The 13,210-nt window shown below is 41.0% G+C and carries 10 protein-coding genes and 5 pseudogenes; 7 read left to right on the top strand and 8 right to left on the bottom strand.

The window, feature by feature from the left end; translation table 11 throughout:
- Position 1 precedes the first annotated feature (1 nt).
- The 6 genes and pseudogenes from C0J08_RS03485 to C0J08_RS03505 all read left to right on the top strand — a co-directional run.
- Positions 2-2,140 carry a bi-domain-containing oxidoreductase gene (locus C0J08_RS03485; protein WP_212654738.1) on the top strand — a complete coding sequence of 713 codons (2,139 nt, stop codon included), beginning with the start codon at positions 2-4 and terminating at the stop codon, positions 2,138-2,140.
- The gene (locus tag C0J08_RS03490) at positions 2,137-3,780 is read left to right on the top strand and encodes a heparinase II/III family protein (RefSeq protein WP_212654739.1); all 1,644 of its coding nucleotides are present in this window, start codon (positions 2,137-2,139) and stop codon (positions 3,778-3,780) included. The genes C0J08_RS03485 and C0J08_RS03490 overlap by 4 nt, the downstream gene beginning before the upstream one ends.
- Entirely contained in the window at positions 3,777-4,958 is a 1,182-nt protein-coding gene (locus C0J08_RS03495; RefSeq protein WP_212654740.1) for a glycosyltransferase family 4 protein, read from the top strand. The genes C0J08_RS03490 and C0J08_RS03495 overlap by 4 nt, the downstream gene beginning before the upstream one ends.
- Positions 4,948-5,904 (top strand): UDP-glucose 4-epimerase family protein, encoded by a 957-nt coding sequence (locus C0J08_RS03500; protein WP_212654741.1) that lies wholly within the window; start codon positions 4,948-4,950, stop codon positions 5,902-5,904. Before C0J08_RS03495 ends, C0J08_RS03500 begins: the two co-directional genes overlap by 11 nt.
- On the top strand, positions 5,905-6,027 hold the full coding sequence (locus tag C0J08_RS22710; protein WP_283247149.1) for a hypothetical protein: 123 nt from the start codon (positions 5,905-5,907) through the stop codon (positions 6,025-6,027). It begins immediately after the preceding gene.
- Positions 6,028-6,430: 403 nt separating this feature from the next.
- Positions 6,431-6,563, top strand: a pseudogene (locus tag C0J08_RS03505) (IS110 family transposase); the annotation flags it as partial.
- Positions 6,564-6,615: 52 nt separating this feature from the next.
- On the opposite strand, the pseudogene C0J08_RS03510 reads toward C0J08_RS03505, so the two are convergent.
- The 8 genes and pseudogenes from C0J08_RS03510 to C0J08_RS03545 all read right to left on the bottom strand — a co-directional run.
- Positions 6,616-7,549 (bottom strand): annotated as a pseudogene (locus C0J08_RS03510) (IS256 family transposase); the annotation flags it as partial.
- 7 nt (positions 7,550-7,556) lie between these two features.
- Positions 7,557-8,956 (bottom strand): annotated as a pseudogene (gene tnpC, locus C0J08_RS03515) (IS66 family transposase).
- A gap of 36 nt (positions 8,957-8,992) precedes the next feature.
- Positions 8,993-9,355 carry an IS66 family insertion sequence element accessory protein TnpB gene (tnpB, locus tag C0J08_RS03520; RefSeq protein WP_212654742.1) on the bottom strand — a complete coding sequence of 121 codons (363 nt, stop codon included), beginning with the start codon at positions 9,353-9,355 and terminating at the stop codon, positions 8,993-8,995.
- Between the two features lie 48 nt (positions 9,356-9,403).
- A pseudogene (locus tag C0J08_RS22850) lies at positions 9,404-9,669 on the bottom strand (IS256 family transposase); the annotation flags it as partial.
- A gap of 110 nt (positions 9,670-9,779) precedes the next feature.
- A pseudogene (locus C0J08_RS22855) lies at positions 9,780-10,004 on the bottom strand (IS110 family transposase); the annotation flags it as partial.
- Between the two features lie 805 nt (positions 10,005-10,809).
- Positions 10,810-11,535 (bottom strand): DUF2971 domain-containing protein, encoded by a 726-nt coding sequence (locus tag C0J08_RS03535; RefSeq protein ID WP_212654745.1) that lies wholly within the window; start codon positions 11,533-11,535, stop codon positions 10,810-10,812.
- 1 nt (position 11,536) lies between these two features.
- Complete coding sequence (locus tag C0J08_RS03540) at positions 11,537-12,559, bottom strand: phage integrase (protein ID WP_212654746.1); 1,023 nt, start codon at positions 12,557-12,559, stop codon at positions 11,537-11,539.
- Positions 12,549-12,926 (bottom strand): hypothetical protein, encoded by a 378-nt coding sequence (locus C0J08_RS03545; RefSeq protein ID WP_212654747.1) that lies wholly within the window; start codon positions 12,924-12,926, stop codon positions 12,549-12,551. The genes C0J08_RS03540 and C0J08_RS03545 overlap by 11 nt, the downstream gene beginning before the upstream one ends.
- Before the next feature lie 83 nt (positions 12,927-13,009).
- Between C0J08_RS03545 and C0J08_RS03550 the strand changes: the two genes are divergently transcribed.
- Positions 13,010-13,210 (top strand): helix-turn-helix domain-containing protein (locus C0J08_RS03550; RefSeq protein ID WP_212656233.1); only part of this gene is annotated, 201 nt, incomplete at its 3' end.

The raw sequence follows: 13,210 nt of genomic DNA on the forward strand, positions 1-13,210 counted from the left end.
TATGTTTCAAGTGACTCAAAATATGAATATAGGCACAACAGAAATTGTTGAAGCTCCTGCCCCCCAAGCCACAAAAAATAATGTAGTTATAAATACTGTAACTACACTTATTTCTGCAGGTACCGAGAGAATGCTAGTTGATTTCGGTAAGGCTAACTTGATTGATAAGGCTCGATCTCAGCCAGATAAAGTGAAAATGGTGTTGGAGAAGGTTCAAACCGATGGGTTAATGACAACCGTTGATGCGGTTCGATCTAAATTGGCACAACCACTCCCACTTGGCTATTGCAATGTAGGCGTCGTTGATAGTGTTGGAAAAGGTGCAGATCATTTTAAAATAGGCGATAGGGTTGTATCTAATGGCCCCCATGCCGATGTAGTACGTGTTGCTAAAAACCTAGTGGCTAAAATTCCAAGCAATGTGACGGACGAGGAGGCCTCTTTTACTGTTGTTGCCAGTATTGGTCTACAAGGAATTCGTTTGGCTAATCCTACCATGGGGGAATGTTTCGTTGTAACTGGTGTTGGCTTAATTGGTCTGCTTACAGTGCAAATGCTGCGAGCCCAGGGGTGCCGAGTACTCGCTGTTGATTTTGATCAATCTAAACTGGAATTAGCCAAGCAGTTTGGGGCGGATATTTGTAATCCTGGAAAGGGTGAAGATCCAGTCGCCGTGGGAATGGCGTTTAGTCGAGGCATTGGTGTTGATGGTGTTATTATTACGGCCTCCACTAAGTCTAATGACCCTGTTACGCAGGCGGCTAGAATGAGCCGAAAGCGTGGACGAATCATCTTAGTGGGTGTGACTGGACTTGAACTTAGTCGTGCTGATTTCTATGAAAAAGAGTTAACCTTTCAAGTGTCTTGTTCTTATGGACCTGGTCGTTATGATCCTAGTTATGAAGAGCAAGGCAATGATTACCCTCTTGCCTTTGTTCGCTGGACGGAGCAGCGTAACTTTGAAGCTATACTGGATATGATGTCTGGTGGGCAATTAAATGTTAAACCATTGGTAACTCATCGCTTCAAGTTCGAAAATGCCAGTGATGCTTATGAGTTACTAACTACGGATAAAAGTGCGCTAGGTATATTGCTACAATATGAATCTACTCCACAGGATAGGCATGAAACAAGGGTGCAAATGCATCCTGCCTCCCAATACCAAGCAGACGAACCAGTGGTTGGTTTTATTGGCGCGGGTAATTACGCTTCGCGTATGCTGATTCCTGCATTTAAAAAAGCGGGTGCAAAGTTTCATAGTATTGCAACCTCTGGTGGTATTAATGGCGTTATTCATGGCGAAAAAGCCGGCTTTTCAGAAGCTACGACAGATACTCAGGCACTAATTGAAAATTCGGGTATTAATACCATTGCCATTGTTACTCGTCATAATAGTCATGCTTATTTTGTAAAAGAAGCGCTAAAGGCTGGTAAGAATGTATTTGTTGAAAAACCCCTTGCCATAACGCATGAAGAACTTGCTGAAGTCGAAGCCGCTTATAACGAAGCGCTTAAAGAGAATAAACCACCCAAATTGATGGTGGGCTTTAACCGTCGTTTTTCGCCACAAGTCCAAAAAATGAAAGCACTATTAGAGCCAATAAAAGAGCCTAAGTCTTTTATCATGACGATGAATGCCGGAAGTATCCCCGCAGATCATTGGACACAAGATAATAATGTTGGTGGCGGTCGTATCATTGGTGAGGCCTGTCACTTTATTGATCTAATGCGTTACCTTGCGGATAGTGAAATTGTATCTGTTCAGGCGCGTAGGATGGGTGATACTGATTCAGTAGAAATTACAGAAGATAAGGCCGCTATTATTTTAGGTTTTGCTGATGGGTCGTTTGGCACTATTCATTATTTTGCAAATGGTGCGGCGAGTTTCCCTAAAGAGAGAGTTGAGGTGTTTGTCGCTGGAAAGGTTTTACAATTAGACAATTTTGTGAAGCTCAAAGGTTTTGGTTGGAAGGGTTTTAAGAAATTTAATTTATGGAAACAAGACAAAGGTCAAAACAACTGCTCTAAGTTGTTTTTAGACTCAATTAAAAAAGGAAAGGTTGCACCTATTACTGCGGCTGAAATTTTTGAGGTTGCGTCAGTTTCTATCAATGTTGCTGAGCAGCTGCGAAAACAATGAAATCTATATTTGCTAAGTTTTCTAAGGTATTTCATACTTTGAAATACCTTAGGTTTGAGCAGTTTTATTTTAGACTTACCTATAAAATTAAAAAGCCTAAAGTTGATAATATATTAGTTGATGATCATGGTGATTGGTTTTGGAATGGTCCAGCTCTTAATAGTCAATCATTTTACGACGATGAAAAGGTTGTTTTTTTAAATCAGGTTGGTTTAATTAAAAATTCTTTTGATTGGAATTCACCTCATTACTCCAAGCTTTGGCTATATAATTTACATTATTTCGATGATCTTAATTCTGAAAGCTACGGAGAGCGTGAAATAATTCATTACCGATTTATTGATCGTTGGATTGCTGAGAATCCACCTTGCCAAGGCAATGGCTGGGAGCCTTACCCTATTTCATTACGTTTAGTGAATTGGGTTAAGTGGTTTAGTAGAAAAGACGAAGTTGAGAGTGAATATCTTAACAGCATTGCTGCGCAAGCGGATGCGTTAACTCAGCAAATTGAGTACCATATTTTAGGTAATCATTTATTTTCTAACGCTAAAGCGTTGGTTTTTGTTGGCGCTTATTTGCAAGGAAAGAATGCCAAACGATTTTTAGATTTGGGTTTGAAAATACTGGATCGTGAAATACCTGAGCAGTTCTTAGACGATGGTGCTCACTTTGAGTTATCACCTATGTACCATGAAATTTTGCTTTGGGATTTACTGGAGCTTATAGATTTGGCTGGCATGAGCCAAAACACTAGTTTATTAGAGCGTTATGCTGAATGGCGTGTGGTTGCGGAAAAAGCACTTTCTTGGTTACAGAGCATGCTTCACCCTGATGGAGAAATAAGTTTTTTCAATGATGCTGCTATTGGAATAGCTGCAAATCCACAACAAATATTTGATTATGCTAATCAGCTTGGGCTCTCTTGCTGTGCTGATGAGAGCATACTGATTTCAAATAAGAGTAGTGGCTATAGTCGTGTTAACACTGATGTTTATAGATTGTTTTTTGATCACGCTAATGTTGGGCCAGATTATTTGCCAGGCCACGCCCATGCTGATTCGCTAAGTTTTGAAATGTCTGTTGGAGTGCAACGTGTTTTTGTAAACTCAGGCACGTCGCTTTATGGTGTGAGTCCTGAGAGATTAAGACAAAGAGAGACTGCTGCACACAATACCGTTGTGGTAAATGGAAAAAGCTCTTCAGAGGTTTGGTCAGGATTCAGAGTTGCACGCAGGGCTTATGCAACATTGTTAAAAAGTGAAGAAACAGATGGTGTGGTGTTCTTATCGGCAAGTCATGACGGCTATAAAAGGCTGACACCAAAAGTTGTTCATACGCGAACTATTACTTCCAATGCAGAACAATTTATTCTTTTGGATGAATTATCTCAGCCTACAGATGCTTCTTTCCATTTGCACATTCATCCTGATGTTCTTGTCGTTAATGTAGAGGAACAGAAGCTAATGCTTCAATTACCCTGTTTAACATTGGTACAATTTGAATGTGAATGTCCTTTGATATTAGAAGAAAGCACCTGGCATCCTGAGTTTGGCGTTTCTGTTCCTAATAAAGAAATCGTAGTACCTTTTAGTACAGGACGCCTAAGTACAAAGATTACCATTTTAAAGGACAAGAGTTGAAAATTTTAATACTGACTTTTTATTATGCCCCTGACCTTTGTGCTGGTTCGTTCCGAACTACAGCCCTTGTTAATAAACTAAAAAAAATTCCTGGAGTCGAGTTAGAAGTTATAACAACACTCCCTAATCGTTATGCTTCTTTTTCTGCAGATGCGCCTGAGCATGAAATGAAAGATGGTGTAGAAGTGCATCGAATTGCGCTTCCTTCACATAAAAGCGGCATGCTTGATCAGGTGAAAGCCTTTACTGCTTTTTATCGGCAAGCTGTTAGGTTAACCAAGGGTAAAGATTACGATTTAGTTTTTGCGACATCCTCTCGATTATTTACCGCATTTTTAGGGGCGCGAATTGCATCCTCCAAAAAATTACCTTTATATCTAGATATTAGAGATATTTTTGTAGATACAATTAAAGATGTGCTTTCACCCAAAATCACTTGGCTCGTAAAACCCTTGTTCTCGTTGGTTGAGTCCTATGCTTTTTGTAAGGCGAAGCGTATTAACTTAGTCTCTAAAGGATTTGCTGGTTATTTTTCTAGTCGTTATCCTAAAACCGAATATCGCTGGTTTACCAATGGCATAGATAACGAATTTTTAGTTGTCGCACCTCAAACAATAGATATTTCACAGAAGCACAGCATTTCAACAGTACTCTACGCTGGTAATATTGGTGAGGGTCAAGGACTTCATACCATCCTCCCTAAGCTAGCTAAGCGTCTAGAGGGAAAAACGAAGTTTAGAATTATTGGTGATGGTGGGCGAAAACCATTATTACAAAATCAGTTAGAGTTAGCGGAAGTAACCAATGTCGAGCTATTGCCGCCCGTGGGTCGTGCTGAATTGATTAAAGAATATCAGAATGCCGATGTGTTGTTTCTTCATTTGAATGATTACCCTGCCTTTCGTAAAGTTTTGCCATCCAAAATATTTGAATATGCGGCTTTAGGTAAACCTGTTTGGGCGGGGGTTTCGGGTTATGCGGCAGACTTCCTAAAAGACGAAGTTGCTAATTCGTCGGTATTTTATCCAGGTAATGATGAGCAAGCTTATCGCTCTTTTGATGTGCTAGAATTGGGTGTTCGGCCAAGAGGGGCGTTTATTAGTAAGTTTTCTCGAGAGCAAATCATGACTGAAATGGCCCATGATATTGTTGAATTTGGTAAAAAAAATGAGCAATAAAAGAATTTTTATTACTGGTGGTTCTGGTTTTGTTGGTGCCGTTTTTCTATCAGTTTTGCCAGCTAATAGGGTGTGTATTTTCGGGCGGAAAGATTTAGGTATCCCCAATGCTAATTTTGTTAGAGGTGAAATACAACCAGACACTCAGTATTTAACAGCGTTCGATAATATAGATATCGTCATCCACCTCGCCGCCCGCGTCCACATCATGAATGACTCTTCCTTAGATCCTTTAGCTGAGTTTAGAGCCGTCAACACGGAAGGTACTCTCAATCTAGCTCGCCAAGCAGCAGATGCTGGAGTAAAGCGCTTTATCTTTTTGAGTTCGATCAAGGTAAACGGTGAATCAACGTCTGGTCGTCACCCTTTTACAGCGTTTGATACGCGTAGTCCAGAAGACCCTTATGGCCAGTCTAAGTCGGAAGCGGAAGAGCAGTTGTTGGCGTTAGGCAAAGAAACGGGCATGGAGATTGTGATTATTCGTCCACCGTTGGTTTATGGTGAAGGGGTAAAAGCCAATTTCGCTTCTTTGATGCAGTTGGTTGGTAAAGGTTTTCCAATGCCATTTTGCGCCATTAATCAGAATAAACGTAGTTTGGTTTCTGTCTATAATTTGGTGGATTTAATTAAGGTTTGTATTGATCATCCCAAAGCGGCAAACCAAGTCTTTTTAGTGTCTGATGACGATGATATGTCGACGTCTTGTATGGTTGCTTTAATGGCGAGGGCGCAAGGTAAAGCAAATTTTTCACTTCCTGTGCCTGTGTGGTGTTTTGAACTGGCGGGTAGGCTGTTTAAAAAAGACGCCGTTGTCGATCGTTTGGTTGGATCTTTACAACTGGATATTGAACATACGAAAAATACGTTAGACTGGGTGCCGCCTTATTCTGTCGAGCATGGTTTTGCATTGGCTGCGAAGAAAAAGATTAAAAATTGGATGAAGTAAATGATTAGGTTATTGGATTTTGTGTTTTCATTGTTGGAGCGAGGCGAGGATGACTCTCAAGTGTTATTAGTTATTTGCTCGATCGGTCTGTTTGATGTGAATTACGATATCGTAGGTTTTTAATCAGATCCAGATATTTTGCTTTCTTAAATACGCGTACCGTAAGTGTGGGAAGACAGGGGGGGGAGAGCACGGCTACACAGCTTGATCCTCAAAAGGTATCGTTACTTTGAGGTCGTTGAGTCAAATCATCAGAGGTATACTCTAATACAGCTTCTCTTTGTATTTATAAGAATGCATATTCAATTAATATGGCATTGAGTGGAAGCGATTATTTATGTTGGATTGGATGTATAAAAAGACGCGGACGTTTCATTCCCTGATCTAAGGCTGACTTAAACTGATTATTCAGTCGGATGAAACTACCCTCCTGCACTCTTTTATTGTTGGTTTCTTAATGTTGCTAATTGCTATGAGAGCTTTACCTGACTTGTTTTTCAGCTTTGATAAATCGTTGACCGAGTCCGTGCCTGCCAATAAAAACGACGCAGCGGATGCGGCCGCTATAGAGGAAGCAATGAGCCGCCCTCATATGAGGTATGTGGCTGTAAAAAAGCATAGATCAACAAGATATACAAGCGCTTCATCGTGTCCGTGAGGTACCGTCCCATAAAGTGTGTCTTCTTCCATTAAAACCTTTTCTCTGACCCGTTAATGAAACAGGTGACTTTTAAAAAAACGACTCACTGGATATTGATAAGTCGAACTGTTCATGTCCATCGCTACTTTGCTTAATAGCGTTAAAACAGAGTCTATACTGGGCATGGAATTTCGAATTTTTAGAGTGCGTTTGAACGGTTTGTTCAGTCGCTCAATCCAGTTTGTTGTGTATATCACATTTCGAATCTCGTACTCAAACTCTAGATAGGTGGCGTAATAACATAAGAAGTCCGGATCACTAAGGGCTTTAAATTTGGGTAGATCTTCTCCCATTTATGATAGGGTTGACGTGCTCTATCGTACAGCGCATTTTTACTATCCTCAGGAGGGTCGAGTTGGAAAATAGTCGCTAAATCCGCTGCCAGTTCAGAGCGGTGTTGTTTCTTTGTTTTTCTCAATATAGAGCGTTTCAAATGGAGAACACATTTTTGGATAGCGGCATCAAAATGTCTTTCTATCGTACTGTCCAGCTCCGTTAAATTGTCGGTAACAAAGAGATCCGCTTGCTTCAACCCTCGACGCTTTAGGTCTTGGCATATTTCATCCCAGCACCCTGCGGATTCGGTTGGTGCATTATAAATGCCAATCACCTCTTGTGTCATATCCGGTAACACAGCTAAAGTGATGTAGTAAGCTTCACTTGAGACCGGCTTTTTACAAAGGTCGCATCTAAATAAATGATAGGGTAATAGTCTGCCAAATCTCGCTCGCGAAAAGATGCCATGGCGTCATATAAGCTGTTGGTAATACGAGATATTTGGCTTTTGGAAAGTTGTTGGCCATAAATACGATGCGTAATGGACTCGATATCACGAGTGGTGAGCCCCTTAGCATATAGCTCGAAGCAGAGCTCATTTAAGCCACCACTTTGATCCTTCATGATATTGAGCAGCATTGGTTTGAAGATCCCTGTAAGCGTCCGGGGATCTCACCTAGCCTAGCTTAACGTTCCATGGCAAGAGGTTATCTAAGTTGTCTTCTGCTTTTCGTCTCGGCAGCTCTTCAAACAATTTGACGAGGTAATCGTAAGGGATCATCCCATTCGCTTTGGCGGTTTCGATGATACTGTAGAGCATGGCGCTTGCCTTGGCGCCGTTTTCTGTATTTGAGAAGAGCCAGTTTTTGAGGCCAATCACGAAGGGCTTAATGGCCCTCTCTGCACGATTGTTGTCGATGTTAAGGTGTGAGTCGTCAACATAGCGCACAAGCTTATCCCATTGGTTGAGACTGTAGTTTAAGGCTATTGTGAGTTTGTCTTTTGGCGGGTTTGTGTTGAACGGCTTTCTCTAGCCATTGTTTGAAGTCATTCAGCACTGGAATCGCATGCGTTCGACGGTAGGCGAAGGCCTCTTCCGCTGTCTCGCAGAACGCCGCTCTAGTTTCAATGGCATAGAGCTTTTTTATCCAGTTCAGAGCAACGGTATGTGTGCCCGTTTTGTTTTTACCCAAGCTTTTAGCAATGTCCGTAAATTTGCGGCGTGCGTGGGCGAAGCATCCTACCAACTGTGTGCTGGTTTGTTCGTAACCTGCATAACGATCGACGTGTAGATACCCAGAGTAATCACTCAAAAAAGCTTTGGGATGCGCCGCTTGACGCGTTTTTTGGAACTCGTATAACACGATAGGTTTCAATGCTGTTTTGTACATAGGATGTGCTGTGTCTGGCCCATCCGTTCCACTGCAATAGACCCACATGTAGCATTTATCTCGCTCTTCTTTCACCACATTGAGCGGTGTTTCGTCCGCATGAAGAGCGGGCTTTCAGTCGTTGATAAAGTGGGATCAAGGCATCTGCACTTTTGAGCACCCAGTCCGACATCGTTTTGCGACTCAGCTCGATGCCTAATTTCTTGAACAGCGATTCTTGTCGATACAGAGGTAATGCAAATTGGTATTTACTGGCAATGATCTGACTTAGCAAGCTCGGGGTGGCAATGCCTTTAGGGATAAGGCTGGGGGTTGGCGGCGCTTGCTTGATGGCGACTTCTGTCTCATTCTGTTCGCAATGACGGCAACCATATTTGGGGCGGATCGTTTCAATCACAGTCATTTTGGCGGGGATAAACTCTAAGCGTTCCGAACGATCTTCCCCAATACGATGTAATGCTCCTTGGCAACACGCACAGACTTTTTCAGCCTCGGCTAAATCCAGTTCAATGACAGTGCGAGGCAGGTCTTTAGGTAAGGGGTTACGCTTAGGCTGGCGACGCTTTGATGCCTCGCTCTTTTCTCCTAACAGAGCGTCTTTTTCTGACAACTTCTCCGTTTGCTCAAGCAGCATTTTCTTAAGCAAATCCATGTCATCAGGTAAGTCATTCAGCGTCTTTTTCATGGTGTGGATTATACCAGCCATTAACAAATTAGAACGCTAATTTTCATGGTAACGGTAGGTTATTTTGGGATGAGCTTGTTCAAGGTTAAGAGGCGAGCCATCCAGTAGCCAATTGAGCTGCCTTGGTGATACTTGCAGAGACAATGACTCATCTTCGATCCCCGGCCATTGAAACACGCCTTTCTCCAAGCGTTTGTAATGCAACCAAAAACCATTCGTAGACCATTGCAGAATTTTTAGGCGGTTATGAGTTCGACCACAAAAGACAAACAACCGATCAGAACAAGGTTTTTGCTTTAAGTCGTAGGCCACGATAGCGGTTAAACCATCAATGGATTTACGCATATCGGTTGGGCCACATATCAGAATGACGGGAAGGGAATCGCTTGTGTTGAACATAGTCATCACTCCAAAAGTCATGACTATGCTAGTTGGCAAGCATTAAAGTAATGTGTGGATTACCGGACGCTTACAGATCCCTAGACGATCTCTTGGTACTTGCAGTGCCAATGAATCGCCTATCCGAATCCGTTGATAGCACGATATCCATTAGCTTTATTACCGGATTGAGCGGCTTAAAGATAAGCGGATCGCTCAGCCTTCATCAAGCTATTAAGCGCTATTTCCATAAGCTTGTTTAAACCGTCAGGCAGAGTGGTTAATTGATCAATAGCAACTTGTATTTGAGCTGGGTTTAGTTTTAAAGTATTCATAGTTCCTCTTTTGTTTATTTCGTTTATTTTTTGATCGGAACAAAATGAATATAACGAAAGAGGGGCGCTTATTGAAGCACCTGCTAGACACACTTCTTGGGACAGTATGGTCTGTGAAGAGCTTGTATATCTTGTTGATCTACGCTTTTAACAGCCACATACCTCATATGAGGGCGGCTTATTGCTTCCGCGATATCGGCCACATCCGCTGCGTCGTTTTTATTGCTTTTAACATAAGGTTTGACAAATTGAGGCGCAATCAGTTTAACCATGTATCCGTGTCTCATAAGGACTCTTGATCAATAATGAGCAGACGCGCAAGCTTCCATTGCTATCTCAGCCTCTTGAGGAACTTTTTTCTTAATCTGATCGACCCATTTAGCACGAGAATATTTGCCAGACCAGCAACATTTCCCCTGACGATCAACGCCATGTACGTGAAAAACAGATTTTTCGATGTCAACACCAATGCGAATAATAGTCATCACTCGAGCCTCTTTAAGTGCAATGTTTTTAACTCTATTTAGAGTAGTTCATCGGAGGTGAGGATGAGTCCATCCCATTGCTTACAAGTCTTGAACGGGTATGGTTATATCTCGGTAGTTCTTGGTATTTGATGTGATTGTAATCAAGCCGTTTCGTTACTTGTGTAGTGCTTTATTTAGTTCAAAAGTGTAAAGGTTTTCTTGGTGGGAGTCGCTATTTTCAATGCAGACTTAGAAGGCGGTGAGAGTGAATTTTGGGTAATAAAAAAGGGAAACCGCTAGGCTTTCCTTTAATTATTGACCTACAAACAGTGTGTCGTTTGTGTGTCGACCTCATTTAAAAAAGTGCAAACCCTTTTAAAATCAAGGCTTTAATTGGTGGAGATGGGGGCATTGAACCCTGTTATAAAAGATAATAAAATCAGTAATTTATTGATTTTAAAAGGCACTTAATATGTATATTTATACAGTATTTTTGGCGTTTTTTAGTGGTTCGGTGTGTCGGATGTGTGTCAATAATCTATGAATTCATATCCAAATATGGTTGATGACTTAGATTGTTTATATATGCGAGTAGATGGGGTAAATTTATCTCGCCAAGTTTTGATTTTTTGATCTTGCTCTTTTGATGAATTTATACCTAGAAAAATGCTCTTTAGTTGTTTGGCAGGCAGTCGATATTGGTATATATCGTAACCTTTTTTATCTTTTTTCTGGTATTCTCAAAAGCATATAGTGGGCATGCAATCCTGTGCTCTCTCTCAGCTGACCATCGATCATCTTTAACGTACATGAAACTGGTATCTAAGCCACCTTCATCAATTATTGGGCGATCAGTTGAATAAATAACAGGCTCAGGTTTTAGATCTATATAAAATCCATTTTTGTCATTATCAAGCTTTACTCCAAAGTCTCTTTCTATTTTATCAATATTTAGCTTTTCTACCAAGGGAAATGGTATTTCAATTGCATATCCGCTATGCTCACTTGAATATTTCGACCACATTAAAGTGTTTTTTACATCATCAGTTAAAGATAATATTCCATAAGTTTTATTCATGTCTCGTTTATATCCATCTATATATCTTTTATTTCTTTCCTCATACATTTTCTTTGCAATTTCTTCTGGAGAGTCGTTTCTTGTAATTGGGTAGATATATTGATCTGAGTCATATAGATCGACAGTTTCATTAGCTCTGATTGTCTTGTGGATTTTTATAACAGCTTCAATAATTTCGTTGATTTCTCCTCTGTGATTAAATATGGGGTCAATCTCAAAAATATCATTTAATGAGTCAGGTTGTGTGAATCTAAGGCTAACATAGCCCTCTTCATTGAAAATATACTTATCACTGCCTTCAGGATAAAACTTAAAAAACATTTTAATACTTCTCTATTTTTATAATACTCGAAATTGGATTCAACCTTGTAGCTTCTTCCAAAAAATCTGGTGCTAGGTGTGCGTAGCGCATGGTCATTTTGATGTCACTATGTCCTAGTACCCTTTGTAAGGTCAATATATTGCCGCCGTTCATTATGAAGGGGCTTGCGAATGTGTGGCGCAGGACGTGAGCGGCTTGGCCTCTTGGTAGTTCGATTGAGGTTCTTTTTAGGGCGCGGCGAAAGCTTGATATTGAGGGAATGAAGACATTATTTCCCCTGGTCTTTTGTGCGTGTTCGTGGATTTCTTCGTAAAGGTCCGGTGTGATCGGGACGCTTCTATTTTTACCGCTTTTGGTGTCGGTAAAACTTACCTTGTTGTTTCTTACCCTTTGAACCGTTAGCCCTTCGGCTTCGCCCCAGCGCGCGCCTGTGGCGAGGGAAATTTTCGTGATCAAGTAGACGTGTTGGTTATCGCAACGGGTGGTTTCTTCCAAAAGCTCGTTTATTTGATCGTGTGTTAAAAAGGCGAGTTCATTATCTGGCATCCTGACGTTGTCTATATCGGCCAGTGGATTAGGGTAGTGGATTTCCTCAGCTTTGATCAGGGTGTTAAACATAGATGATAGATAGCTAAGATCATTGTTTAACGTCTTTGGGCTTTTGCCTTCTTTTGATCGTTGGGTGCGCCAGCGGGTGTACTCAAGGCGGGTTAGGCTTGAGCCAGCGTGGTTGCCCAATTCACTAGCGATCATCAAAAGCTTACTTTTACGGCGTTTTCCATCCCGCAAAAAGTGACCGTGAGTGTCGTCCCAAAGCTCTACCAATTCAGTAAGGCGACGATTATCCTTTGGTTTGTCTAACCACGGCTTTGCATCGGATTGGGTTTCGTATTGAGCAATGGTGTAACGCTGGAACCGTTCACACTCGCCTTTGGTTGGGAATATCTTTTTATATTCCCAACTGCCGCGACCATTGACACGAAAACGGACTTCGTAGCCTGAAGCAATTTTTTTAATTGCCATCTTCCAGTCCTTTAATTTTAGTAACGGTTAAGTAGACCTGTGATTCTTGATGTCCTTGTCCATGATGAATAAGGCTTGGTGTATTGTATTCATTAATATGAGCTTCGAATAAATAATATTCAGACGATCTTTCCCCAAGTCTTGAGTCAGATGATATTTCTAATTTAAACGGAGTTAATATTCTGTCTTCCTGAATATAAATGCTTTCTTCTTGGAAGGTTCTTAAACTTGATATGAAATTATTTGATATTAATTTTTCTTTAAAGATTTTTATTGAAATATTAAAAACATCTCCGCCATCATTCTTAATAAAAAATGATACGGAATCGTATTCAGGATTGGCGTCATAGTTCTTAGATCTCAACAATAACCGACACACTTGGTATAGATAAGAGAGTCAGTTGCCTATAGGCTTCGAGTTCTCACACAATCCACCAAGGTCGTCCAAAAATGAACAACCAATATAAGCAACTGACACTAAAAGAACGATACCAGATTGAAGGCCTAAAGGAACTAGGATTTTCAGCAAGAACCATCGCAAACAAGCTTAAGAGAAGCAATAAAACGATTGCTCGTGAACTGAGACGATGTCTCGATAACAAGTATTCTGCTGAGGTAGCTCACACACATGCAACCACGACCAGAACACTG

Source organism: Marinomonas sp. CT5, from assembly GCF_018336975.1.
In the GTDB taxonomy this organism is placed as follows: domain Bacteria; phylum Pseudomonadota; class Gammaproteobacteria; order Pseudomonadales; family Marinomonadaceae; genus Marinomonas.